The sequence below is a fragment of the Microvirga pakistanensis genome (genome assembly GCF_004458765.1).
Lineage (GTDB): Bacteria > Pseudomonadota > Alphaproteobacteria > Rhizobiales > Beijerinckiaceae > Microvirga > Microvirga pakistanensis.
On record NZ_SPJX01000185.1, the window covers coordinates 120837 to 144243 of the forward strand.

Genomic DNA, 23407 nt, shown 5'->3' on the forward strand with positions numbered 1-23407 from the left:
TCAACTCGCGTCCGTCTCGATGGAGCGACGCGCGGCCAGTTCCTCGGCGCGTTCCAACAGGTCCTCCACGTTTTTCCGGAACTGCTCGAAGGCGAAGCCGAGGGCGAAGACCTGCCCGAAGCTGCCATAGGGGAGATCCTGGGAGAGCGCATGGGAGCGCAGGGATTCCGTCTCGGACACGAAGGCATGGACCGCCGCGTCGAAGTTTGCGGTGTCGGGCGGCGGCGTGCGGGTGCGCAGGGATTTCGCGATGCCCAGGAGCAGGGCGCAGGTTTCGTCCCGGAGCGTTTTCAGCGAAGGGCCGAGCCTGTCGAGGAGACCCGCCGGCAAGGGATTGGCGGAGGCACGGCCGATCATCACGAGGTCGTGGCGCACCCGATAGAGCGTGCGGATCAGCGGCTCCGGGTCGGCCGCTTCGGTGAGATGGCTCTTGCGTTCCCGCGCCGCCTCTTCGGCGGCGGCTTCCGCCTTCTTGAGGGCGGCGCGGATCTGCGGGTGAATGGTCTGCAGGGCGCCTCGGCCCTTCGGTTCCGCGACGAGCTCGCCAACATGCAGCTCGACCAGATCGGCGTTGAGGGAGACGACCCGGGCTGCCGCTTCCGTCATCAGCGTATGCGCCCGCGCCGGCAGAACGAACAGGGACACGACGATGCCGACGATGTTGCCGAGGGTGATCTCCGCCACCCGGTCGATGGCGGCGGCCACCGGACCGATGGCCTGGCCTGCCGGCGGCAGGAGCATGATCAGCCCCGTCACGGGCGCCACGCGGAAGCTCGGCTTGACGGCGGCGAGAAGCGCCAGCGGAAACAGGCTGACGATGATGGCAAGGCCCGTGCCGAGCGGCGAGCCGTGAGGGATGAGCGCGGCGACCGCGCCGCCATAGGCGGCTCCCGCGAAGGTTCCCAGGAACCGTTCCAGGGCGGCTTTGAGGGAACCGCCGACGCTGGCCTGCGTGATCACCACGGCGGTGATGGCCGCCCAATAGCCCTGGGGGAGATTGAAGAACTTCGTAATGGCGAAGGCAAGGGTGCCCGCGATGGTCACGCGCAGGGCGAGCTTCATCTCCGCCTGCCGCGCACCGATCCGTCCCGCCGCCCTGTCGATCCACCCTGTCAATGCCATGCGATTCTCCGAACGCAGAGCATAGGGGGTGGTTCGCCGATCGGGCTATGCGCCGTGAACTTGAGAGATCTGCGCGTCGGTTTCCAGCACCTGAAGGCTGGAGCCGCAATCGGCGCAAAGGCCGAGCTCCGGCGAGGCGATCATCTGCATGGTGCGGCATTCCGGGCAGCCTTTCATGGCCATCCGGAGAACCCCCTGAATCTGGCTTGCGCCTTGTCTATGCGCTTCGCTGACCTGAACGGCATGGTCGAACATCGTCGCCTCCCTGGAAGGATGCGATGTTACTCCCTAACGATTCTCCCGGCAAGTGGAGGAGAGGAGGTAGTCAGACGGGCTCGCGATGCCCGGTGGCAAGGGTGACCTCCATGCGGGTGACGAGGCTTGCCACGACCGAGAAGAGCCCGAAAAGGACATGGGGCAGGTAAACCCGGTCTGAGAAGCCGAGCAGGAAGGGCGAAGCTGCCAGGAGCGCGCCTGCGGCGCCGTCCAGCATCAGGTGCAGCGACATGGGCAGGAGGCGCACGACCCCGAGCTCGTAGGCTGTGAGCATGGAATAAAGGATCGCTCCCGCGCCGAACACGACGGCGGTCCATGTCGCTGCGGTCACATCCGCGAAGCCGAACAGCCAGGGAGCCGCAAGAAGCGCTACACCCCAGAGATAGTCGATCGCGCCGTGAACGCTGGTGGGAAGAAAACGCATCGTTCGGTCCTTGCTCCTCGCCAACGTCATGGGGCAGGGCCTGTTCCCGCGCGAGCGACCCGAAGGGCCGCGTCAGCGAGAACCGGGTCCACTTTTTCGCACGATGCGCTAGATCGCCTTGATGAGCAGAATTCGATGGCAGCAGGACGAGGTGGCCGGCGTGCCACTCAAGCGTCACATGGGCTTCGTAGGGGCGGTCGAGGTCGGCAGCGTCGCCTATGACGGCAGCAACCGGTTCTGGATCTGGTCGACGCCCCTGCAGGAGGACGTCTGGGGCTATGGATCCACGGAGGATGCTGCGAAGGCCGCCCTCGAACATTGGCTTGTGGCGTGGCTCGAAAACTTCAGGCCATTCTTTCAGGCCGGCGCATGAGCGCCAGCTTCAAGGAATACGGATCGTCTGCGGCGCTCAGATCCGTGTGGTGCGGCGACCGCGTCCCAGGAAGTAGTAGAGCAGCGCGGCGATCACGACCACCGCCAGAACGACCCACAGCCAGGTGCTCGTCTCACCGTCCCCGGCGGCTCCCGCATCGCCCGGTGCGGCCGTTCCGCCGGTTGGGGCCTGCGCCATGGCAAGGGCGCTCCAGGCCGTCAGCATCATCGTCAGCAACGATACCTTGATGGTCTCGATCATGAGTCATCCTCCCAGGCGTGATCGCCTCTGCAGATCAACGTCGCCTGCCCCATGCTGTTCCTCAGGCCACCGGGCCCGGAAGGCTGAGGAACACGGGTCCTTCCGACTTGGTTGCCTTGCTGGGCATCGCTCAACCGAAAGTTCGATCGTCGTGGATGTTCTGTTGTCAAGGCCGCTCCTTTGGGCCATGTTATTTAGTATTGCGTGGAGCAGATGAGGACGGATCCATGAACCACGTGGTTCTGCTCGGCGACAGCGTGTTCGACAATGGTGCCTATGTGAAACCTGGGGAGCCCGATGTCCTGGCTCAGGTTCAGGCGAGGCTTCCGGAATCCTGGCGCGCCACCAGCAACGCTGTCGACGGAGCAATCACGGCGGGCGTGGAGCGCCAGCTTGCCCATGTGCCGAGCGATGCCAGTCACCTGATCCTGAGCATCGGTGGCAACGATGCGCTCGGCGCGAGTGGAATTCTGAGGGAAAGCGCCCGTTCGGTGGCGGAGGTGATGAGCCGTATTGCGGATGTCCGGGATTCCTTTGCGCGCAGCTACCGCAAGATGCTGGATCAGGTCATGAGCCGCCGTCTCCCGACCGCGCTCTGCACGATCTATGACGGACGCTTTCCCGACCAGGAGGAACAGCGCCAGGCGGCGACGGCTCTGTCGGTCTTCAACGATGTCATCACGCGCGAAACCTTCGGCAGAAGGCTCGCCTTGATCGACCTGCGGCTGATCTGCAATCAGCACGAGGATTATGCGAACCCGATCGAACCCTCGGCGATCGGCGGCGCCAAGATCGCGAATGCGATCGTGCAGGCGGTAGCGGGGAACACCATCTTTCCTCGGTCGCAGGTCTATGCCGAGTAAGCGGCAGCGTAGCCCGGCCCGGAGCATCTGAAGATCAGGGAAAAAGACGCGATTACTTGCTCTCGGAGCTGCTTGGCAGCATCCAAGTTATTGTAGTGCAGTATGAACGCCATATGAATGGTAATCGCGACACTTTTGCTTAGTAATCGTTGGGCGTGAAACCTTTTTCAACTTACAAGCTTGATTAGGCACGAATGGTGCTCACCATTTTGGTATGAGGTTTGTCATGAAGAAGGTGATCCTGCTCTCGAGCGCCGCCTTGCTGACCGTCGCAAGCATCGGCTCGGCTCAAGCTCAGAGGGTCTATCGCGACGGCTGGCGTGGCGGTTACCACCACCATCATCATCGCGGCTGGGGCAATGGCGGTGCGCTCGCCGCCGGCCTCATCGGTGGCGCTGTCCTCGGCGGCCTGATCAGCGCCGCTGCGACCCCGGCCTATGGTTATCCCGCTTACGGCTATGGCTATCCAGCTTACGGCTACCGCTATGGCTACAGCGCTCCGGCCTACAGCTATGGCTACGGCTACGACTATCCATACAACTACGGCTATTACGCCGCCCCGGTCGCGACCCGCGTGGTCTATGCTCCACCGGTTTATCGCACCCGGGTCGTTTATCGGCAGCCGGCCTATCGCACCCGGGTCGTCTACCGTCAGCCGCAATATCGGACGCGGGTCGTCTACCGTCGCGACGGCAGGCCCGCCCGCGTCGTCCGCGCGGTCCGTCGCGACGTGGTGACCACCGGCTCCATCCGCGAGCGCCGGCCTGTTCGGGTGAATTATCGCTACTGATCGATCGCGACGACCGGTCATCGACGCGAGGCCGCCTCCGAGAGGCGGCCTTTTCATTTCGTGGGGCTTGAGCGACGATTCCCCGCGGTCAAAGAACCCGTCCCGGATTGAGGATGCCCTGCGGGTCGAGGGTGCGTTTCATCCGGGCCATGAGCGCCAGCTCGGCGTCGGAGCGACTCAGGGAGAGATAGGGACGTTTGATGCGTCCGATTCCGTGCTCGGCGGAGATGGATCCCCCGAGCCGCGACACGAGATCGTAGACGAGGCCCTGAACGCCTGTCTTGGTCTCGCTCGTCATGTCGCGGATGGCCACGTTGATGTGGATGTTGCTGTCCGCCACATGACCGAACACCACATAGACCGCGTCCGGATATTGCTTGGGCATCTCCTGGCGCAGGTGCTCCACGGCCTCCGTCATGCGGTCGAGAGGCACGCTGACGTCGAAGCGGATTTCCTCCGGCAGGAAGCGGCCGTACTCGTAGGGCGTCTCCCGGTAGGCCCAGAAGCGGTTCCGGTCGGCCCGCGATTGGGCGACGACCGCATCCGTGATGAGGCCCTGTTCGTAGAACTCGGCGAGAAGCGTCGAGAAGGCCTCCGTGCCTGCGGGTTCTTCGCCCATGTCGGCCTCGATCAGCAGGGTCAGATCGTGCTCCTCATCGAAGGCGGCCGGAAGGCCGCAGATCCGGGTCGCGACCGTCATGAACTCCCGCCACATGGCCTCGAAGACGAGGAGGCGTCCCGGGTGGGCCTGCTGGAATTGGCGCAGCACCGCGAGGGCATCCTCGAAGCTGCCCACGGCGCAGAGGGCCGTCTGCACGGCTTGCGGTTTGGGATGGAGACCGATCACGACGCGCGTGATGATGCCGAGCGTTCCCTCGCTGCCGATGAAGAGCTGCGTCCAGTCGTATCCCGCATTGTTCTTCAGCATCTTGTTGAGCGAGCGCACGACCGTGCCGTCGGCCAGCACCGCCTCCAGCCCCAGGATGTTGCGCCTGGTCATGCCGTAGCGCAGCACCTGGTTGCCGCCGGCATTGGTGGCAGCGTTGCCGCCGATGGTGCAGGTGCCGCGGGCACCGAGATCGATTCCGCAGAGGAAGCCCGCGTTCTCGGCGGCCTGCTGAACGACGGCGAGAGGGGTGCCCGCAAGAGCCGTGAGGGTCGCGCTGGCCGCGTCGACTTCCTCGATCCCGTTCATGCGTTCGAGGGAGAGCGCGATCTCTCCCGCCTGCGGATGGGCGCCGCCCGCGAGCCCCGTCAGGCCGCCCTGGGTAACGACGGGTTGGTTGTGCTCATGGCAGATCCGCAGGGCCGTCGCGACGTCTTCGGTGGTCTGGGGAAGGATCAGGGCCTGGGGCACGGTCGGCTCCAGGCCGCTGGCATCGGCGTGGTTGCGGGCAGGGATGTCGGCGCCGAGGCGAATCTGGGGGCCCAGGGCGGCGACGAGGGCTTCAACGACTGTGCTCATCGGGTTGCGTCTTCCAAAAAAGTCTTTGTCCGGTCGGAAACGCTGGTGCTCAGACCGCATCGGTCACGCGCACGATGGCGTCCGGGCGCTTCCAGATCTCCGGCAGCAATTCAAGCCCGAGACCCGGTTTCATGTTCACGGTGACCTCTCCCTTCGCGACGGTCGGGAGCTCGGTCACGAGTTCCGTATACCATCCGGTATAGAAGGCCCGGACGCTTTCCTGGATGAGCGCATTGCGCGCGTGCAGGGAGAAATGGCAGGACGCGGCGTAAACCACCGGTCCGGTGCAGTCGTGCGGCGCGACGGGAACATGCCAGGCTTCCGCCAAGGCCGCGATCTTGCGCGCTTCCGTCAAACCACCGCACCAGGACAGGTCAAGCATGGCCACGCCCGCCACGCCGGTTTCGAGATATTCCCGGAAGGCGTGGGTGTAGGACAGGGTCTCCGAGGCGCAGACCCATGCCTTCGAATGCCGCGCGTATTCCTTCAGGTCGCCGATATTGTCGAGGCGGAACGGATCCTCGTGCCAATAGGTGTCGAACTCCGCGAGCGCGTCTGCGAGCTTCTTGGCCATGGGCAGGCTCCACAGGGAGTGGAACTCCACCATGATGTCCATCCTGTCGCCCACGGCCTTGCGGATCTTCGCGAAGGGTTCGAGGGCGGTTCGCAGCTCCCCCGGCGTGATGTCGTAGCCGTTGCTGCGCTCGGCCGCGACGTCGAAGGGCCAGATCTTCATGCCGGTGATGCCCTGCTCCAGAAGCGAGTGGGCGAGATCGTCGGCGCAGTTCAGGAAGGCTTCGAGATCCTCGTAGTCGCCTTCGGCCTCTCCGACGCCCCAGTTCGCCACCTTTTGCGCGCGGCCGTCACGGATGTACCGGTAGCCGGCGCAGGTGTTGTACACGCGGATCCGGTCGCGCGAGCGGCCGCCCAGCATGTCGCAGACGGGCTTGCCATGGGCCTTGCCGAAGATGTCCCACAGGGCGATGTCGACGGCCGAGTTGCCACGGGTCTCCACGCCCGCGGAGCGCCACCCGAGATAGGTCTGCAGATCGCGGTTGATTCCTTCGATCTGAAGAGGATCGCGCCCGATCAGCTTCGCCGCCACGGTCTCATGGATGTAGGCCTCGACGGCGGCCGCCCCCATGAAGGTCTCGCCCAGGCCCACGATGCCCTCGTCCGTGTGAAGGCGCACCCAGACGATGTTCGCGAACTCCCGAAGCCGGATGGTCTCGACACGGGTGATCTTCATGGGACTCTCCTGGAGTTGCGCCTCCGGAGCGGGCCGGGGGACGGGAGCAACGGGTCACGGTGCGCCTGAAAGGATATGCACGCGGGCGCCCTGAGATCCACTGCCGGCCGCTTCGAGGCCGAATATCATCAAGTCCGACGCGCAACAATGATGCGGTGCAGGCGTCTCATACCATTAGCTGATCCGGCTTCGACCCCACTCGGCTTGAATAATCCTCCCCGACGAACAGAATAGTACCAAACCGATAAGACAGGGTGGAGGAGCCGTGAACAGGGTAGGGGCCTTCTTTTTCAAAGGCTTGGAAGGAATCATGGTCCTTCTGCTGGCCGGCATGGTCGTCATGGTGTTCGGCAATGTCGTGCTGCGCTACCTCTTCGACACGGGCATCGACGTGTCGGAGGAGCTGTCCCGCTTCTTCTTCGTCTGGCTGACCTTCATCGGCGCCGTGGTGGTCGGCCGGGAGAACGCCCATCTGGGGGTCGAAACCCTCGTGTCCAAACTCGGGGACGCCGGCCGCAAGGTCTGCATGATCCTGTCGGACGTCTTCGTGATCGTCTGCTGCGTGGTGTTCTTCTGGGGAACCTGGCTGCAGGCGGAGATCAACGCCACGAACTATGCCCCGATCACCGAGATCTCCATGCTCTGGATCTATGGCGTCGGGTACTTCACAAGCCTCGGCCTGGGCCTGATGGCTGCTTTCCGAATTCTGCGGGTGCTCACGGGTCGGATCACCGAGCACGAACTCCGGGCTTTCGCCGGGGACTACAGCGACGATGAGGCCCATGCGCTGAGGGAGCGGCTCGAGTGACGATCCTCGTTTTCCTTTTCTCCCTGCTCGGCGCCATGGCGCTGGGCATGCCGATCGCCTTCGCGCTCATCGTCTGCGCGCTCGCGCTCATGCTTTGGCTCGGCAATTTCGACAGCCAGATCGTGGCGCAGAACATGATCATCGGCGCGGACAACTTCCAGCTGCTGGCGGTCCCGTTCTTCCTTCTGGCCGGCGAGCTGATGAACGTGGGCGGCCTGTCGAAGCGGATCGTCAACTTCGCCCTCGCGTGCCTGGGGCACATCCATGGCGGGCTGGGCTACGTGGCCATCGTCGCGGCGCTGATTCTCGCCGCCCTGTCAGGCTCGGCGGCGGCCGACACGGCGGCGCTTGCGGCCATCCTGATCCCGATGATGCGGGACGCGGGCTACAATATCCCTCGGTCGGCCGGCCTCATCGCGGCGGGCGGCATCATTGCGCCCGTGATCCCGCCGTCCATCGGCTTCATCATCTTCGGCGTGGCGGCCAACGTGTCGATCTCGCAGCTGTTCCTCGCGGGCGTCGCCCCGGGTCTGATGATGGGGCTGTCGCTCGTCGTCGCCTGGTGGTTCGTCAGCCGGAAGGACAAGCTGCAGACAACTCCGCGGACGACTATGCGGGAGCGCGGGAAAGCCTTCGTCGACGGCTTCTTCGCCCTGCTGATGCCGGTGATGATCCTGGGGGGCATCAAATGGGGCATCGTCACGCCGACGGAAGCGGCCGTGCTGGCGGCGGTCTATGCGCTCGTGATCGGCATGTTCGTCTATCGCGAGCTGAAGCCCTCCATGCTCTACGGCGTCTTCCTGACGGCGGCGAAGACAACTGCCGTGGTGATGTTCCTCGTGGCCGCCGCGCTGGTCTCCGCCTGGCTCATCACCCAGGCGAACATCCCTGCGGAGATCAGCACATTCATCGAGCCGCTCATGGGCAACAAGACCCTGCTCATGTTCGCCCTGATGTTCCTGGTGGTGATCGTGGGCACGGCCCTGGACTTTTCACCGACGGTGCTGATCCTGACGCCGGTCCTCATGCCCATCGTGAAGCAGGCGGGGATCGACCCCGTCTATTTCGGCGTCCTGTTCATCATCAACAATGCAATCGGGCTGATCACGCCGCCGGTGGGCATCGTGCTCAACGTGGTGAGCGGCGTCGCTCGCGTCCCGATGGGAGCCGTGATCAAGGGCGTCAATCCCTTCCTGATCGCGCAGCTCATCGTGCTCGTCCTGCTCATCGTTTTCCCCGACCTCGTGATGGTGCCTCTGTCATGGCTGCGGGGACGGTGACCAGACGGAAAGAAGAACCGTAAAGAGAGGAAACTACCATGAAGACATTGAAATATGCGCTCGCCGCGGGCGTCGCGGTCACGCTCCTGTCGACGCTTCCGGCCGCCGCCCAGTTCACGGAGCGGAACATCCGCCTGTCCAACGGCGTGAACGAGGATCATCCGAACGGGAAGGGCGTCGACAAATTCAAGGCCTGCCTGGCCGACAAGTCGGGCGGCAAGCTGAAGGTTCAGGGCTTCTGGGGCGGCGCCCTGGGCGGCGACCTTCAGGCAACCCAGGCCCTGCGCTCGGGCACGCAGGAGATGGTCGTCACGTCGAGTTCGCCGCTCATAGGCATTCTGCCGGATCTCGGCGTCTTCGACCTGCCGTTCCTCTTCGCCAACGAAAAGGAAGCCGACACCATCCTCGACGGCGCCTTCGGCAAGCACATCGACGCGAAGCTCGAAAGCGTGGGCCTCGTCAACCTGGCCTATTGGGAGAACGGCTTCCGCAACCTCACGAATTCCCGCCGCCCGGTGGAGAAGTGGGAAGACTTCAAGGGCCTGAAGGTCCGCGTCATGCAGAACAACGTGTTCCTCGACACGTTCAAGAACATGGGCGCGAACGCGGTCCCGATGGCCTTCGGCGAAGTGTTCACGGCGCTCGAGACCAAGGCGATCGACGGACAGGAAAACCCGTTCGTGACCATTGACACCTCCAAGTTCTACGAGGTGCAGAAGTACCTGTCGGTCACCCGCCACGCCTACACGCCGTTCCTGGTGCTCTACTCCAAGAGGCTGTGGGACGGGTTGTCGAAGGACGAGCAGGCGGCCTTGCGCGAATGCGCCGCCGTCGGCCGCGACGAGCAGCGCAAGGTGTCCCGCGAGCTGGGCCAGGCCTCCCTCCAGAAGATCAGGGGAGCGGGCGTCATCGTGAACGAGCTGAACGAGCAGGAGGCCAACCGCATGCGCGAGCAGGCGAAGGCCGTGTGGGAAAAGCACGCCTCCACCATCGGCCCGGAGACGGTGAAGATGATGCAGGACGAACTCGACAAGATGCGCAAGAAGTAACGCATCCCGGCCCTGTTGGAATCACGCCGCCCGGAGCCTCAGCGCTCCGCGCGGCGTGAGCCGTCGTTGGACGCCCCATTTTCAAAAGATATTCATCGATGCAGATTCTCATTCTCGGGGCCGCCGGAATGGTCGGCCGGAAGCTCACCGAACGGCTCGTCGAAGAGGGGCACCTGAACGGACGGGCGATCACCCGCATGATCCTGCACGACGTGGTCGAGCCCGCCGTTCCGCAGGCCCCGTTCGAAACAACGGCTCTCACGTCCGACTTCTCGCAGGCCGGCCAGGCCGAGAGGCTCGTGGCGAGCCGCCCGGACATCATCTTCCATCTCGCGGCCATCGTGTCCGGCGAGGCCGAAGCCGATCTGGAGAAGGGCTACCGGATCAATCTCGACGGAACCCGCTCCCTGTTCGACGCCATCCGCCAAGTGGGCGACGGCTATTGCCCGCGGGTGGTCTTCACGTCTTCCATCGCGGTGTTCGGCGCGCCGTTCCCGGAGGCCATCGGCGACGAGTTCTTTCTCACGCCGCTCACCAGCTACGGCACGCAGAAGGCCATCGGCGAGCTGCTGCTCGCCGATTACACGCGACGCGGCTTCTTCGACGGCATCGGCATCCGCCTCCCGACGATCTGCGTGCGTCCTGGCAAGCCCAACAAGGCGGCGTCCGGCTTCTTCTCGAGCATCATTCGCGAGCCATTGAGCGGGCAGGAGGCGGTGCTGCCGGTGCCGGAGGATGTGCGTCATGCCCATGCTTCGCCTCGCTCCGCCGTGGGTTTCCTCATGCATGCGGCGACCATGGACACCGCGGCGATCGGACCACGCCGCAATCTCACCATGCCGAGCGTTTCCGTCACCGTTGCGGAGCAGATCGATGCCCTGCGGCGCATCGCCGGAGACAAGGTCGCTTCCCGGATCCGCCGCGAGCCCGATCCCGCCATCATGCGCATGGTGGCCGGATGGCCGCGCCGGTTCGACGCCAGTCGCGCCGAGAGCCTCGGCTTCAAAGCGGAAAAGAGCTTCGACGAGATCATCCGCCTGCACGTCGAGGATGAACTCGGAGGCAAGATCGCGGGTTGATCGCCATGGTCGCCGCGCCCCGACGCTCTTTTCTTTCGTGTCGGTGGAGCGTGGTCGGCGACGAGCGCCGTTTCCACTTGCGCGGAATCAGCTCGCTCCTTTGGGGCGCCGGAGCGGATCCACTTCACGGCAAAATGCTCTGACCGGCGGATTTCAACGCGATTTGCGTCTTCTTATGGAATTTGCCTTGTGGAAACGGCACCCTGACAACTTGGAACTTTGTTCCCAATCACTATGCAGATAGTGCTAAATACGCGTATGGCCTCGTGAAAGGAGTTTCCAGTGGCAAAGACTGCAACCAAGAAAGCCCCGGCCCGCAAGGCCGCAGCGAGCAAGGCAACCAAGGCTCCGGCCAAGAAGGCGGCCGCCAAGACGGCAGCCGCCAAGACGGTCGCCGCGAAGACGACCAAGACGGCTGCGAAGTCCGCCGCCAAGACGCCCGCCAAGGCCGCCGCTTCGAAGGCCCCTGCAAAGGCCGTGAAGAAGTCGGTGAAGGGCCCGACCGCGTCGAACGGGATTCTGACGCTTCGTCACATCGCCGAGGCGCTCTCGGAGATGCACGAGTTGCCGAAGCGCCAGGCGAACGAGATGATGACCCAGGTCGTCGACTTCATCGCGAAGAGCCTGAAGAAGGGCGAGAAGATCCGCCTGACCGGCCTCGGCATCCTGCAGGTGCGCAAACGCGCCGCCCGCATGGGCCGCAACCCGCAGACCGGCGAGCCCGTGAAGATCAAGGCTTCGAAGAAGATCGCCTTCCGCGCCGCCAAGGACCTGAAGGAATCGATCTGAGATCTGCACGGCGGTGCGGCGTCACCACAAGCCGCACCGCTGTCGCTCGACCATAGCGAGCGACGACGCTCGTCTTCCCCCTCGTGAGCTCCGCGTGACCGAACGTCGTCGTGCTCGCTGCTGAGGGCCAATACGGATTGCCGTGAGCATGCTCCGGGACCGCGCCAACCGTCAAAGACAAGAATTGCGCCGGATCGAGCGGAGGCGGAGCTCTGTCTTTCAGCACCGCCCCCGCCAACCGCGCCGGCCTCGCTGACATCGCTCGCGGTTCGAGAAACCCTCCGTTCCTCCGCAATTCCGCAGCTCCGCTTTTGTGAGCCGGAGACCCCCTAGAAACGAAAAGCCGCCCCGACGAGGGACGGCTTTTCGTTTCTGCGCTTGTTTTGCAGGAAGCTTACTTAATCTTGGCTTCCTTGAACTCCACGTGCTTCTTCGCGACGGGATCGTACTTCTTGAGCGACAGCTTGTCGGTCATCGTACGGGAGTTCTTCTTGGTGACGTAGAAATAGCCCGTGTCGGCGGTGGAGACGAGCTTCACTTTGATCGTTGCGGCTTTGGCCATGGGTTGGACCTCTTGTTCGGTTTCAACGCGCTCGGTTGGCCCCGCGGCGTGGCCGAAACGCAAAGGCCGGGCGAACCCGGCCGGAAAATCGTGAGGTTCCCATGCCCGATTATGGCGCTTCCGTCAAGGGTTGGGCGGGAAGGATGACATCTTTCCACCATGGCCGGGCCTGCCCGGGCCCTGGGGAGACCGACAGGGAACCTACAGCAGCTCCCGCACGAAATGGCCGCGCTTCTGGTAGAAGAACGGCACCGGGAGCTGGGGGCTGAAGCCGGCCGCGATTCGGGCTTCCAGCTCACCGAGCAGCACGCCCGTGATCGGGGGAAGATCGAGCCTTCTCGCCTCGGCCATGGTCACCCAGGCCAGCTCGACGAGTTCGGAATCGGGCCCCACGGCGCCTTCCACCTCCCGGGCGATGGCGGTCCGGTCGACGGCGAAGAAACGGGTGTCGAAGCGCTTGACCCGCTTCGGCGGCGTGATGGCCCGGCCGATGAAATGCAGCGCTTCCAGGTCCGGGAACACCCCATGCTCGCGGAAGGCTTCCCAAGGCGTGCCGGCGGGCACGGATTCGGGGCTGCCGTAATCCCGGGTGCCGAGCAGCAGGCCGGTTTCCTCGAAGGTCTCGCGGATGGCGGCGAGCGCCAGCGCCCGGCTGCGCTGGACGGACGGGCGCGTGACCCGTGCCATGAGGGCCTGCTCCGCGCGCGGATGCAGGGCCCCGGCCACCGTCATGGAACGGTCGCCGGCCTCGATGCGGCCGCCCGGAAACACGAATTTGCCGGGCATGAACCTGTGGCCGTCGTGGCGACGGCCCATGAGGATCTTGAGGGGCTTGGCCCTCCGGTCCATAATGATGAGGGTCGAGGCGTCGACGGGACGAAGCGTGGGAAGGCTCGCGTTACGCTCGCGAGCGACCAGCGTGTCCATCCCGGTCAATGTCCGCGCGTCCGTCACCCGCATTCTCCGTCTGTTCATTCTTCATCTGGCGGGCCACGCCGAAGCCGTGCATTCCTAGCGCGTATTGAAGCCCCACGACAGCCCCTTTGACGGGCTGGAGCAGCAGCAGCGACAGGACGACGGTCAGGAGCGGCCAGATCGCCAGATGCGCCCACAGGGGCATCTCCAGCTTGGTCTCCGTCATGAAGATCCCGTAGCCGACGAGGTGGCCGACGACGAAGATCACCAGATAAGGCGGCAGGTCGTCGGCTCGGTGATGGTGGAATTCCGTGCCGCAGGCCTCGCAGCGATCCGCCACCTTCAGGAACCGGCCGAAGAGGCGGCCCCGGTCGCAGGCGGGGCAACGGCCGCGAAAGCCGCGCTTCATGGCGGGCAGGGTGGCCACGTCCTCCGCCGCAGGAGGGCTCGTTCGCATGGTCAGGGGCATGGTCGTTTCCTGTCAGGCGCGGCCGCGCCGTTTCACCTTCACACGGGTGGGAGCGCGGCCCGCAGGCGCCTTCGTGGCCTTCTTGGCTCCGCGCGAGGGACGTTTCGCACCCTTCCGGCTGCCCGTCTTGCCCGTGAAGCGGCCCTTCGTGAGCAGTTCGAACCGCAGCGCGCCGGCAACGGGTGCTGCTTCCACCAGCTTCACCTCCACCTTGTCGCCGAGGCGGTAGGTCTCGCCCGTGTGCTCGCCGCGCATCGAATGGGTCTTCTCGTCGAAGCGATAATAGTCGTCCCCGATGGTCGCCGCCGGTACGAAGCCGTCCGCGCCGGTTTCGGAGAGCTTGATGAAGAGGCCCGCCTTCGTGACTCCCGAGATCTGTCCATCGAATGTGGCCCCGATCCGGTCGGCAAGGAAGTGCGCGATCAGGCGGTCGATTGTCTCACGTTCCGCCGCCATGGCGCGCCGCTCCGCCGCCGAGATCTTGGCGCTGATCTCGATCAGCTCCGCGCGGGTGGTGTCCGGCGGCAGCCCGTCCTTGCCGAGCTTCAGCCCGGTGATCAGGGCCCGGTGCACGATGAGATCGGCGTAGCGGCGGATGGGGGAGGTGAAATGCGCATAGCGCTTCAGGTTGAGGCCGAAATGCCCGTAATTCTCCGCCGAATACTCGGCCTGGGACTGCGAGCGCAGCACCACCTCGTTGATGAAGAGCTGGTGCTCGGTGCCGTCGACGCTGCGAAGGATCCGGTTGAACAGCTCCGGCTTGAGCGCTCCTTGCGTGGGCAGCTTCAGGCCGATGGAGGCGAGCACTTCGCTCAAGGAGCGCATCTTCTCGAGCGACGGCTCGTCGTGAACCCGGTAGATCAAGTCGGACGGCACCTTCTCAAGGGACTCCGCGGCCGCCACGTTGGCGAGGATCATGAATTCCTCGATGAGCTTGTGGGCTTCGAGCCGCTCGGGCACGAACACGCGGTCCACCGTACCGTCGTCCTTCAGCACGATCTTGCGTTCGGGCAGGTCGAGATAGAGCGGCTCGCGGATGTCGCGCGCCTTCTTCACCAGCGCGTAGCCTGCCCACAGGGGCTTGAGGATCGTGTCGAGGATGGGCTTCGCCACCTCGTCCGGCCTGCCGTCGATGGCGGCCTGCGCTTGGCTGTAGGAGAGCTTTTCCGCCGAGCGCATCATGATGCGGTGGAACGAATGGCGAAGTTTTCGGCCGTCGGGGCCGATCACCATGCGGACCGCGAGGGCAGGGCGATCCTCGCGCGGGCGCAGCGAGCAGAGGTTGTTGGAGATCCGCTCCGGCAGCATGGGCACGACCCGGTCGGGGAAATAGACCGAGTTGCCGCGCTCCTGCGCCTCCCGGTCCATGGCGGAGCCGGGCCTGACATAGGCCGCAACATCGGCGATGGCGACGGTGAGGATGTAGCCGCCCGCGTTGTTCGGATCGGGATCCGGAGCCGCGTGAACCGCGTCGTCGTGGTCCTTGGCATCCGCCGGGTCGATGGTGATGAGCGGCAGCTCGCGCCAATCCTCGCGTCCTTCGAGGGCGGCGGGCCTGGCGGCCTCCGCCTCGTCGATGACGGCCTTCGGGAACTCGTTCGGGATGTTGTGGGCGAAGATCGCGATGAGGCTCACGGCCTTCTCGGATTTCACGGAGCCGAGCCGCTCCTTGACCTTCGCGTGGGGGAGCCCGAAGCGGCCGTGCTTGACGATGGATGCGGCGATGAGATCGCCGTCCTGCGCGCCGTTCTCGTCGCCGGGGTTGATCTGGAGCTCGTCGCCGCGGGACTTCTTGTCGACGGGAACGAGGCGCCCGCCGCCCTCCGGCAGGGCGCGGAAGATGCCGAGCACCTGCGCCTGCTTCTTGGCGATGATCTTGGTGACGCGGCCCGCGTAGCGGTGGATGTCGCCCGCCTTCAGCGGATCGACCCGCAGCAGCGCCCGGTCGCCCACACCGGCCACCGGCGCGCCGGGCTTCGGCTTGCGCGCGGGCAGGATGATGATGGTGGGGACGGAGCCGTGCTCCTCCTCGTCCCACTCGGTCGGAACGGCGATCAGCTCGCCGTCACGGTCCCGTTTGACGATGTCGGCCAGGACCATCGGTGGCAGCTGGCCCGCCTTGTGGACACGCTTGCCGCGGCGGCTGACCGCGCCTTCGTCCTCCAGCTCTTTGAGCATCTGCTTGAGCCAGATCCGGTCGCCGCCCTTGATGTTGAAGGCCTGCGCGATCTCGCGCTTGCCGACCTTGCCGGGGGTTTCCGCAATGAAGGCGACGAGATCCTCCCGAGTGGGGAGAGCGGAGGATGAATGAGCTTTGGAACGTTTGGGCAAGGGAAAACTCGTTGCGTTCGTCAGGTCTTGTCGCATGCAAGCTCGGCCGCGGCTAGTCCGGGAGGCCCGCCTGTGGAATGACGCGCGAGACGCCGCATGGATCCATCACGGCAATAGCGGCCGTTCGCGGCAAAAAAAAAGGCTCCTCGCGGAGCCTTGTGAGGGACCGGCCCGTGGGGGCAGATTGGGCCGGTGATGCCTATCAACGGCTGGGTTCGAGGTTGGTTCCAACTTTTTTGAAGAAATGTTCAAAAAAGTTTCATGACGGATGTAAGTGATTGATAAACCTATGGATCGTTCTGAAGAACCATCCATACGGGAAGGCCGTTTACGATTGGCGGCAGCCTGAAGATCGAGGTTTGGGGCATCCATGGTGCAACGGGCCTGTGGAGCGCCATCCGCGGGTCCCGGATGGAGTGAGTCCTCAGGGTCTATGACGGGGCTGATCCGAGCTACCCCGTGCAAGAGATGTGCCGTCGGCTCATCATATCGAGGTTACCGGCACAACGCCGGCGACGCGCATCGGCGATCCTGCGGAACATTCGACGTGGTCCTCCAACATGCGCGGCGAAGTCCTCCGTCGCGTATCATGCTCGCGGGATGGTTCTAAAGGCTGCGCTTGTTCCGGGCATCTGGATGTGGCCCATGAAGCGTTCCACCCCGATGAACCGGCGCATGCGCTACAGGAAATAGCGCATCCACAGGTTGGGCTCCACATAGAGGCCCCTGCCCGTGTCCAGGTCGATCTCGATAGGCGCGAGGGCGCCCGAAACCCAGTAACGGCCTGTTGCCGGAAAGGTCATGCCTGTCCAGCTTTCCCAAGCCTCGACCGGAGCCTCGATCACCATGGAGCGCGGTGCGATCTTGACGATATGCGCGCCCAGGCGCTGGTGGGTCCGGATCCAGGGGTCGAAGGGAAGGCCGTCCGGGCGCCTCCAGGAGCAGTATTCCTCGAAGGGCTGCAACGGATAATGCGCCTTCCGCGTCGGTCGTACCGGAGCCACCATGGCGTTCAGGCCGGCCGCAGCGGCAGAGGCCTTCATCGCCTCGATCTGACGCTCGGCCAGACCTGATCCCCGCTTGTCCGGACGAACCGTGATGGAAAGGGCCGACAGGGTGTTGGCCCGTCCTCCCTTGAGCAGGCATTCCATGCCATTGCGAAGAACGGCATCCCAACCTTCATCGGGCAGGGACGTCTCTAGGCCGTCCCATGCGAAGGGTATCGCATTCGCAAAGCCGACCACGTGCTCGACCGTGTCGATCGTCTCGACAGCCACCGTCTGGAAAGCGGCAACAGGCATCGAGTAAAGCTGGTGCCAATAGCGTCCTGCCACCTGATCCTTGAGGACGAAGATCGGCCAGACGGAAGCGACCAGCGCGTCGGCCGGTCCGGCCAGATCGGGGCGCTTCTGTAAGTCGATAAGGTGGACCGGCACGCGGACTTCTTTCCAGGATCCGCTCGCGACAGACGACCTTCATCGTCTTTCGCGCTCGGACACGGGTGCTTCGATGCTCAGATATCCAGGTCCGCCTCGTCCGTGAAGGCGGCGCGTTCCTGGATGAAGGCGAAGCGGGCTTCCGGCTTGTTGCCCATCAGGCGCTCGACGGCGTCGTTGGCATCCGGCCGGTCGTCGGCTTCCACCACCACCTTCAGAAGCAGGCGCTTCTTCGGGTCCATGGTGGTCTCCTTCAGCTGGCCCGGCAGCATTTCGCCCAGGCCTTTGAAGCGGCTGATCTCGACCTTGCCGGAGCCCTTGAACACCGTCTTCAGGAGCCGGTCGCGATCGGCCTCGTCGCGGGCATAGGCCGACTTCGCGCCTTGGCTGAGGCGGTAGAGCGGCGGCACCGCGAGATAAAGGTGACCGCCGTCGATGAGCTTGGGCATCTGCCGGTAGAAGAACGTGATGAGCAGCGTCGCGATATGCGCCCCGTCCACGTCCGCGTCGGTCATGATGATGACCTTCTCGTAGCGAAGGTCGGTTTCGCGGTACTGCGAGCCCGTCCCGCAACCGAGCGCCTGGACGAGATCCGAGATCTGCTGGTTCTGGTGCAGCTTGTCGCGGCCGGCCGAGGCCACGTTCAGGATCTTTCCGCGCAGCGGAAGCACGGCCTGGGTGGCGCGGTCGCGCGCCTGCTTGGCGGAGCCGCCGGCCGAGTCGCCCTCGACGAGGAAGAGCTCGGAGCCCTTGGCGCCCGCGTTGGAGCAATCCGCCAGCTTGCCGGGCAGGCGCAGCTTGCGGGTGGCGGTCTTGCGGGCGACCTCCTTCTCCTGGCGGCGGCGCAGACGCTCCTCGGCTCGGTCGATCACCCAGTCCAGGAGCTTGTTGGCCTGCTGCGGCGAGGCGGCGAGCCAATGGTCGAAAGTGTCGCGGATGCCGTTCTCGACGATGCGGCCCGCCTCCACGGTGGCGAGCTTGTCCTTGGTCTGACCCTGGAATTCCGGCTCACGGATGAACACGGACAGCATGGACGCGCAGGTCGCCATCACGTCGTCGGTGGTGACCGCCGCCATGCGCTTCTGCTGACCGACGCGCTCCGCGTGATCGCGCAGGCCGCGCAGGAGCGCGATGCGCAGGCCGTTCTCGTGCGTGCCGCCTTCGGGGGTGGGCACGGTGTTGCAGTAAGAGGTGGAGAACCCGTCCTCGTTCGACATCCAGGCGACCGCCCATTCCAGGGAGCCGTGGCTGCCGGGCTTGGTGATCTTGCCGGCGAAGATCTGGTCCGTGACCAGGTCCTTCCCGTCGATGTCGTGGAGCAGGTAGTCCCTGAGGCCGTTCGGGAACCGGAAGACCGCCTCCGCCGGAACGTTCTCGATGCCCTCGATCAGGGACCGGGCGCATTTCCAGCGGATCTCGACGCCGCCGAAGAGATAGGCCTTCGAGCGCGCCATCTTGAACAGGCGGCGGGGCTGGAAATGGGCGTCCTTGCCGAAGATCTGCCAGTCGGGCTTGAACCGCACCTTGGTGCCGCGCCGGTTGAGCACACGGCCCACGGTCTCGAGCTTGCCCTGGGGAAGGCCGCGGGCGAAGACCTGCCGGTAAAGCTGCTGGCCACGCGCGACCTCGACCTCGAGGGTTTCCGAGAGCGCGTTGACCACCGACACGCCGACGCCGTGCAGGCCGCCGGAGGTCTCGTAGACCTTCGAGTCGAACTTGCCGCCCGCGTGCAGCGTGGTCATGATGACCTCGAGCGCCGATTTCTTCGGGAATTTCGGATGCGGGTCGACCGGGATGCCGCGCCCGTTGTCCGTAACGGACAGCCAGCCGCCTTCCTCCAGCTCCACCTCGATGAAGGTGGCGTGGCCCGCCACCGCCTCGTCCATGGAGTTGTCGATCACCTCGGCGAAGAGGTGGTGCAGGGCCTTCTCGTCTGTGCCGCCGATATACATGCCCGGGCGGCGGCGGACGGGCTCCAGCCCCTCCAGCACCTCGATGGCGGACGCGTCATAGCCTGCCTCGCCCGGCGTGCCCTGCTGGGGCGCGGGCGCGGCGCGGGAGGCTTTCACGGCAGCGGTTCTGGCCGCTGCAGGCGCGGCGCGCTTGGCGGCGGCGCCCCCGAAGAGATCGTCGTTATCCATTGGGACCTTGGTCCGTTTCGATGATTCGCGTTTGTTTACACTATTTCTCATTCCGTTTTTATACGAGAACAAAACGGAAACAGGAAGGCGGCTTGGGGTCACAAGCCACAAAAACTGCGCCTTGGGAACCCCCGTTCGGTCAGTATCCCGCCTGCCTCTAAAGGATGTCTTTCACCTGTCACAAGGAACTGTTTAGTTACCATTCACGTTGGCTGTTTAAGCATAGCTTAACGGCTTGATTGAGAACGAGGCGACGATGCGTACGACGATAGGACCGGCTCAGAAGCTTCACCTGGACCGTGCGGCGCGCACCGCCGGAGAGGCGTTCGCCTTCGACGAGCCCGACGCGGCTCCGTCCGCCAGGAGCGGGACCCTCGGCTCGAGCCTGCTGTGGCTCTCCATCGCCGCGGTTGCCGCGCTCGGCCTCGGCTTCGCGTTTCCGTTCAACTAGTCCTCGTCCTGGACGGTCTTGGTACGGCCGGTAAAGAGCGTGGTGAGCCAGTTTTCCAATGGCTTGCCGAAGGTCAAGACAAACAGCGTCATCACGGTTCCGGCAATCGTGATGAACCAAGCCCCGAGGCCCGCCGTCACACCCAGAGCCGCCGCGATCCACACCGTCGACGCGGTGGTCAGGCCTTGGACCTCCGTGCCGTCCCGTGCCTTGATGATCGCGCCCGCTCCGAGGAAGCCGAGGCCCGTCAGGATGCCCTGAACCACGCGGCTGACCGCATCCTGCCCGAAATGCAGCCCCTCATAGACCGATCCCGACAGGATCACCGTGGCGGAGCCCAACGCCACGAGGCCCAGGGTTCGCATGCCGATGGGCTTGTTGTGGATATCCCGGTTCAGCCCGACCGCCATGCCGGCAATCGCCGCCACGCAGAGGCGGAGCAGAATCTCGATCTCGTCGGCGCGGTCCACCAGGACCCAGGACAGCCACTCTCCCATCTTATTCAGCCGCTTTCGCGGCCTTTTTAGCCACGGTCTTCTTTGCTGGAGCCTTCTTGGCCGGAGCCTTCTTGGCCGGAGCTTTCTTGGCCGCCGTTTTCTTGGCCGGCGCCTTGCGGCCACGCCCGGGCTTCTTCGCCGGTCCGGCGGCCCGGCGGGCCTTCAGAAGCTCGATCGCCTCGTCGAGAGTGACCGCCTCCGCAGCCATGGCCCGTGGCAGGGTGGCGTTGGTCTCACCGTCGGTGACGTAGGGGCCGAAGCGTCCCGCCTTCACCACGATGGGCTTGCCCGATTCCGGGTCGTCGCCCAGAGGCCGGCCCGGATCGGCGGCCCGGCGGGCGTTGCCGCCGCCGCTTTCCTTCGTGACGATCAGATCGATGGCGCGGTTCGCGCCGATCTCCAGCACGTCGTCGCCCGGTCCAAGATTGGCGTAGGTCTTGCCGTGCTGCACGTACGGCCCGTAGCGCCCGATGCTCGCCAGGATCGGCTCGCCGGTTTCCGGGTGCGTCGCGACCTGGCGCGGCAGCGACAGGAGCTTGAGCGCCTTGTCCAGATCCACCTGCGACGGGGCCAGGCCCTTGGGCAGGGAGGAGCGCTTGGGCTTCTCGCCCTCGCCGAGCTGCACGAAGGGGCCGAAGCGGCCGTCGCGCAGGGTGACCTGCTGGCCCGTCTCTGGATCGTCGCCCAGAACCCTCACGCCGGGCGTGCCGCCGTTCTCGGACGAGCCTTCGCCATCGCCCTCGACGCCGGACGCGGCGAGCTGGCGGGTGTATTTGCACTCGGGGTAGTTCGAGCAGCCGATGAACGAGCCGAACTTGCCGAGCTTGAGCGAGAGCTGGCCCGTGCCGCAATTCGGGCAGGTGCGCGGGTTCGAGCCGTCACCCTTGTCCGGGAAGATGTGCGGTCCGAGCAGCTCGTTGAGCGCGTCGAGCACCTCCGTGGTGCGCAGCTCCTTGGTCTCGCCGATGGCGGCCGAGAAGTCGCGCCAGAACTCGCGCATCACCTGCTTCCAGTCGATCTCGTTGTTCGAGACCCGGTCGAGCTGTTCCTCCAGGTCCGCCGTGAAGTCGTACTCCACGTAGCGCCGGAAGAAGCTCTCCAGGAAGGCCGTGACGATCCGGCCCTTGTCCTCGGGAACGAGGCGCTTCTTCTCGATCTTCACGTATTCGCGGTCGCGCAGGGTCTGCAGCACGGCGGCATAAGTCGAGGGACGGCCGATGCCGAGCTCCTCCATGCGCTTCACGAGGGAGGCCTCCGAATAACGCGGCGGCGGCTCCGTGAAGTGCTGGCTCGCGTTGATGCGGCGCCTCTCCAGGGGATCGCCCGCCTTCATGGGGGGCAGGCGGCCTTCGTCCTCGTCCGCCTCGTCGTCCTTGCTCTCGTTGTAGAGCGTGAGGAACCCGTCGAACTTGACTACCTGACCGGTGGCGCGAAGGTCGAGCTTGCGGGGCCCCACCTGGGCCAGGATGTCGGCGGTGGTGCGCTCGAGCTCCGCCGATTCCATCTGGCTCGCCAGGGTGCGGGTCCAGATGAGGTCGTAGAGGCGGGCCTGCTCCGGCTCCAGGTACTTCGCGACCATCTTGGGCAGCCGGCCCATGTCCGTCGGGCGGATGGCTTCGTGCGCTTCCTGGGCGTTCTTGGCCTTGGTCGAGTACTTGCGCGGCGCTGCGGGCACGTAGCGGTCGCCGTATTCCTTGCCGATCACCCGGCGGGCGGCCTGCACGGCTTCCGGCGCCATGTCGACGCCGTCGGTTCGCATATAGGTGATGAGGCCTACCGTCTCGCCGCCGATGTCGACGCCCTCGTAGAGGCGCTGCGCGATCCGCATGGTCTGCGCCGGCGCAAGGCCCAGCTTGCGCGAGGCCTCCTGCTGCAGGGTCGAGGTGGTGAAGGGCGGGTAGGGGTGGCGCTTGGCGGGCTTGGCCTCGATGTTCGCCACCGAGAAGGTCGCCAGCTCCAGGTCTTTCTTGAAGGCCTCCGCGTCCTTGCCGTTGCCGATGTCGAGGCGCTGGATCTTCTTGCCGTCGGCGCCCACGAGGCGCGCGTCGAACACGCCGCCGTCCTTGGTGGCGAGCGTGGCGATCAGCGACCAGTATTCGCGCGGCTTGAAGGTCTCGATCTCCAGCTCGCGGTCGCAGACGAGGCGAAGCGCCACCGATTGCACGCGGCCGGCCGAGCGGGCTCCGGGCAGCTTGCGCCAGAGAACGGGCGAGAGGGTGAAGCCCACCAGATAATCGAGGGCGCGGCGGGCCATGTAGGCGTCGACGAGCGCCTGATCGATCTCGCGCGGTTGACGGAGCGCCGTCTGCACCGCGTCCTTGGTGATGGCGTTGAAGGTCACGCGCTCGATCGGCAGGTCCTTGAGGGCGCGCTTTTCGCGCAGCGCCTCGACCACGTGCCAGGAAATCGCCTCGCCCTCGCGATCCGGGTCGGTGGCCAGGATGAGCTTTTCGGCTCCCTTGATCGCCTTGGCGATCTCGGAGACCCGCTTCGAGCCCTTGTCCTCGAGCGTCCAGATCATGCGGAAATCGGCATCCGGGTCGACCGAGCCGTCCTTGGCGGGCAGATCGCGGATATGCCCGAAGGAGGCCAGGACCTCGTAGTCCTTGCCGAGGTATTTGTTGATCGTCTTGGCCTTTGCAGGCGACTCGACGACGACGACTTTCATGGACGACTTCCCGTAGATGGCCGCGAGCGGATGCTCAAAGTTTGGATGATCGGAGGCGACGGTCGGATCCGGCCGTCAGAGGCGCGATAAGTGGTTGATCCTTGAAGAC

General features: G+C 65.0%; 23 protein-coding genes. 9 read left to right on the forward strand and 14 right to left on the reverse strand.

The features are described from left to right. The 3 genes from E4K09_RS10575 to E4K09_RS10585 all read right to left on the reverse strand — a co-directional run bounded on the left by E4K09_RS10575 (position 1) and on the right by E4K09_RS10585 (position 1822). Positions 1–1122, reverse strand: a complete 1122-nt coding sequence (locus E4K09_RS10575) for an FUSC family protein (RefSeq protein ID WP_134496712.1) — start codon at positions 1120–1122, stop codon at positions 1–3. Positions 1123–1167: 45 nt separating this feature from the next. Then, on the reverse strand, positions 1168–1377 hold the full coding sequence (locus tag E4K09_RS10580; RefSeq protein WP_134496713.1) for a hypothetical protein: 210 nt from the start codon (positions 1375–1377) through the stop codon (positions 1168–1170). Positions 1378–1447: 70 nt separating this feature from the next. Further along, on the reverse strand, positions 1448–1822 hold the full coding sequence (locus E4K09_RS10585) for an SPW repeat domain-containing protein (RefSeq protein WP_134496714.1): 375 nt from the start codon (positions 1820–1822) through the stop codon (positions 1448–1450). 121 nt (positions 1823–1943) lie between these two features. Here E4K09_RS10585 and E4K09_RS10590 point away from each other — a divergent pair, with 121 nt between their 5' ends. After that, complete coding sequence (locus E4K09_RS10590) at positions 1944–2195, forward strand: hypothetical protein (RefSeq protein ID WP_134496715.1); 252 nt, start codon at positions 1944–1946, stop codon at positions 2193–2195. Between the two features lie 36 nt (positions 2196–2231). Here the strand turns inward: E4K09_RS10590 and E4K09_RS10595 are convergent, their stop codons facing one another. After that, a complete protein-coding gene (locus tag E4K09_RS10595) occupies positions 2232–2456 on the reverse strand; it encodes a hypothetical protein (RefSeq protein WP_134496716.1) in 225 nt (74 codons plus the stop codon). Positions 2457–2683: 227 nt separating this feature from the next. Between E4K09_RS10595 and E4K09_RS10600 the strand changes: the two genes are divergently transcribed. Together E4K09_RS10600 and E4K09_RS10605 are read left to right on the forward strand one after the other, a co-directional pair. Then, positions 2684–3319 carry a GDSL-type esterase/lipase family protein gene (locus E4K09_RS10600; RefSeq protein WP_134496717.1) on the forward strand — a complete coding sequence of 212 codons (636 nt, stop codon included), beginning with the start codon at positions 2684–2686 and terminating at the stop codon, positions 3317–3319. Positions 3320–3545: 226 nt separating this feature from the next. Next, the gene (locus E4K09_RS10605) at positions 3546–4109 is read left to right on the forward strand and encodes a hypothetical protein (RefSeq protein ID WP_134496718.1); all 564 of its coding nucleotides are present in this window, start codon (positions 3546–3548) and stop codon (positions 4107–4109) included. A gap of 88 nt (positions 4110–4197) precedes the next feature. Here the strand turns inward: E4K09_RS10605 and E4K09_RS10610 are convergent, their stop codons facing one another. Together E4K09_RS10610 and E4K09_RS10615 are read right to left on the reverse strand one after the other, a co-directional pair. Then, positions 4198–5574, reverse strand: coding sequence for an FAD-binding oxidoreductase (locus tag E4K09_RS10610; protein ID WP_134496719.1), 1377 nt, complete (start codon positions 5572–5574; stop codon positions 4198–4200). Positions 5575–5623: 49 nt separating this feature from the next. Beyond that, on the reverse strand, positions 5624–6823 hold the full coding sequence (locus E4K09_RS10615; protein WP_134496720.1) for a mandelate racemase/muconate lactonizing enzyme family protein: 1200 nt from the start codon (positions 6821–6823) through the stop codon (positions 5624–5626). A gap of 310 nt (positions 6824–7133) precedes the next feature. Here E4K09_RS10615 and E4K09_RS10620 point away from each other — a divergent pair, with 310 nt between their 5' ends. The 5 genes from E4K09_RS10620 (at position 7134) to E4K09_RS30845 (ending at position 11828) form a co-directional block, all read left to right on the forward strand. Then, positions 7134–7631 carry a TRAP transporter small permease gene (locus tag E4K09_RS10620; protein ID WP_166802263.1) on the forward strand — a complete coding sequence of 166 codons (498 nt, stop codon included), beginning with the start codon at positions 7134–7136 and terminating at the stop codon, positions 7629–7631. Further along, positions 7628–8911: a TRAP transporter large permease subunit gene (locus E4K09_RS10625; RefSeq protein ID WP_134496722.1), complete on the forward strand. Its 1284-nt coding sequence runs from the start codon at positions 7628–7630 to the stop codon at positions 8909–8911. Before E4K09_RS10620 ends, E4K09_RS10625 begins: the two co-directional genes overlap by 4 nt. Before the next feature lie 38 nt (positions 8912–8949). After that, a complete protein-coding gene (locus tag E4K09_RS10630) occupies positions 8950–9960 on the forward strand; it encodes a TRAP transporter substrate-binding protein (protein ID WP_134496723.1) in 1011 nt (336 codons plus the stop codon). 98 nt (positions 9961–10058) lie between these two features. After that, a complete protein-coding gene (denD, locus tag E4K09_RS10635) occupies positions 10059–11039 on the forward strand; it encodes a D-erythronate dehydrogenase (protein WP_134496724.1) in 981 nt (326 codons plus the stop codon). A 282-nt stretch (positions 11040–11321) separates the two neighbouring features. Further along, positions 11322–11828, forward strand: a complete 507-nt coding sequence (locus E4K09_RS30845; protein ID WP_134496726.1) for an HU family DNA-binding protein — start codon at positions 11322–11324, stop codon at positions 11826–11828. A 394-nt stretch (positions 11829–12222) separates the two neighbouring features. On the opposite strand, the gene rpmG is transcribed toward E4K09_RS30845, so the two are convergent. The 6 genes from rpmG to parE all read right to left on the reverse strand — a co-directional run bounded on the left by rpmG (position 12223) and on the right by parE (position 19682). After that, positions 12223–12390: a 50S ribosomal protein L33 gene (rpmG, locus tag E4K09_RS10645; protein ID WP_047187095.1), complete on the reverse strand. Its 168-nt coding sequence runs from the start codon at positions 12388–12390 to the stop codon at positions 12223–12225. Positions 12391–12591: 201 nt separating this feature from the next. Next, a complete protein-coding gene (locus E4K09_RS10650) occupies positions 12592–13317 on the reverse strand; it encodes an NUDIX hydrolase (protein ID WP_244610448.1) in 726 nt (241 codons plus the stop codon). Next, complete coding sequence (locus E4K09_RS10655; protein WP_134496730.1) at positions 13289–13774, reverse strand: DUF983 domain-containing protein; 486 nt, start codon at positions 13772–13774, stop codon at positions 13289–13291. The genes E4K09_RS10650 and E4K09_RS10655 overlap by 29 nt, the downstream gene beginning before the upstream one ends. A gap of 12 nt (positions 13775–13786) precedes the next feature. Next, a complete protein-coding gene (gene rnr / locus E4K09_RS10660) occupies positions 13787–16105 on the reverse strand; it encodes a ribonuclease R (RefSeq protein ID WP_244610443.1) in 2319 nt (772 codons plus the stop codon). Positions 16106–16785: 680 nt separating this feature from the next. Then, positions 16786–17541, reverse strand: coding sequence for a hypothetical protein (locus tag E4K09_RS10665; protein ID WP_134496734.1), 756 nt, complete (start codon positions 17539–17541; stop codon positions 16786–16788). A gap of 77 nt (positions 17542–17618) precedes the next feature. Continuing rightward, positions 17619–19682: a DNA topoisomerase IV subunit B gene (gene parE, locus E4K09_RS10670; protein ID WP_134496736.1), complete on the reverse strand. Its 2064-nt coding sequence runs from the start codon at positions 19680–19682 to the stop codon at positions 17619–17621. A 256-nt stretch (positions 19683–19938) separates the two neighbouring features. Between parE and E4K09_RS10675 the strand changes: the two genes are divergently transcribed. Beyond that, positions 19939–20133, forward strand: coding sequence for a hypothetical protein (locus E4K09_RS10675; protein ID WP_134496738.1), 195 nt, complete (start codon positions 19939–19941; stop codon positions 20131–20133). Here the strand turns inward: E4K09_RS10675 and E4K09_RS10680 are convergent. Then, positions 20130–20630, reverse strand: coding sequence for an MgtC/SapB family protein (locus tag E4K09_RS10680; protein ID WP_134496740.1), 501 nt, complete (start codon positions 20628–20630; stop codon positions 20130–20132). The genes E4K09_RS10675 and E4K09_RS10680 overlap by 4 nt on opposite strands. 1 nt (position 20631) lies before the next feature. Beyond that, a complete protein-coding gene (gene topA, locus E4K09_RS10685; protein ID WP_134496742.1) occupies positions 20632–23298 on the reverse strand; it encodes a type I DNA topoisomerase in 2667 nt (888 codons plus the stop codon). Between the last annotated feature and the right edge of the window lie 109 nt (positions 23299–23407).

What these genes read in the sequence shown, in the direction of transcription:
- E4K09_RS10575 (WP_134496712.1), bottom strand. Translation starts at nt 1,122, where the DNA reads ATGGCATTGACAGGGTGGATCGACAGGGCGGCGGGACGGATCGGTGCG.
- E4K09_RS10580 (WP_134496713.1), bottom strand. Translation starts at nt 1,377, where the DNA reads ATGTTCGACCATGCCGTTCAGGTCAGCGAAGCGCATAGACAAGGCGCA.
- E4K09_RS10585 (WP_134496714.1), bottom strand. Translation starts at nt 1,822, where the DNA reads ATGCGTTTTCTTCCCACCAGCGTTCACGGCGCGATCGACTATCTCTGG.
- E4K09_RS10590 (WP_134496715.1), top strand. Translation starts at nt 1,944, where the DNA reads ATGAGCAGAATTCGATGGCAGCAGGACGAGGTGGCCGGCGTGCCACTC.
- E4K09_RS10595 (WP_134496716.1), bottom strand. Translation starts at nt 2,456, where the DNA reads ATGATCGAGACCATCAAGGTATCGTTGCTGACGATGATGCTGACGGCC.
- E4K09_RS10600 (WP_134496717.1), top strand. Translation starts at nt 2,684, where the DNA reads ATGAACCACGTGGTTCTGCTCGGCGACAGCGTGTTCGACAATGGTGCC.
- E4K09_RS10605 (WP_134496718.1), top strand. Translation starts at nt 3,546, where the DNA reads ATGAAGAAGGTGATCCTGCTCTCGAGCGCCGCCTTGCTGACCGTCGCA.
- E4K09_RS10610 (WP_134496719.1), bottom strand. Translation starts at nt 5,574, where the DNA reads ATGAGCACAGTCGTTGAAGCCCTCGTCGCCGCCCTGGGCCCCCAGATT.
- E4K09_RS10615 (WP_134496720.1), bottom strand. Translation starts at nt 6,823, where the DNA reads ATGAAGATCACCCGTGTCGAGACCATCCGGCTTCGGGAGTTCGCGAAC.
- E4K09_RS10620 (WP_166802263.1), top strand. Translation starts at nt 7,134, where the DNA reads ATGGTCCTTCTGCTGGCCGGCATGGTCGTCATGGTGTTCGGCAATGTC.
- E4K09_RS10630 (WP_134496723.1), top strand. Translation starts at nt 8,950, where the DNA reads ATGAAGACATTGAAATATGCGCTCGCCGCGGGCGTCGCGGTCACGCTC.
- denD (WP_134496724.1), top strand. Translation starts at nt 10,059, where the DNA reads ATGCAGATTCTCATTCTCGGGGCCGCCGGAATGGTCGGCCGGAAGCTC.
- rpmG (WP_047187095.1), bottom strand. Translation starts at nt 12,390, where the DNA reads ATGGCCAAAGCCGCAACGATCAAAGTGAAGCTCGTCTCCACCGCCGAC.
- E4K09_RS10650 (WP_244610448.1), bottom strand. Translation starts at nt 13,317, where the DNA reads ATGGACACGCTGGTCGCTCGCGAGCGTAACGCGAGCCTTCCCACGCTT.
- E4K09_RS10655 (WP_134496730.1), bottom strand. Translation starts at nt 13,774, where the DNA reads ATGCCCCTGACCATGCGAACGAGCCCTCCTGCGGCGGAGGACGTGGCC.
- parE (WP_134496736.1), bottom strand. Translation starts at nt 19,682, where the DNA reads ATGGATAACGACGATCTCTTCGGGGGCGCCGCCGCCAAGCGCGCCGCG.
- E4K09_RS10675 (WP_134496738.1), top strand. Translation starts at nt 19,939, where the DNA reads ATGCGTACGACGATAGGACCGGCTCAGAAGCTTCACCTGGACCGTGCG.
- E4K09_RS10680 (WP_134496740.1), bottom strand. Translation starts at nt 20,630, where the DNA reads ATGGGAGAGTGGCTGTCCTGGGTCCTGGTGGACCGCGCCGACGAGATC.
- topA (WP_134496742.1), bottom strand. Translation starts at nt 23,298, where the DNA reads ATGAAAGTCGTCGTCGTCGAGTCGCCTGCAAAGGCCAAGACGATCAAC.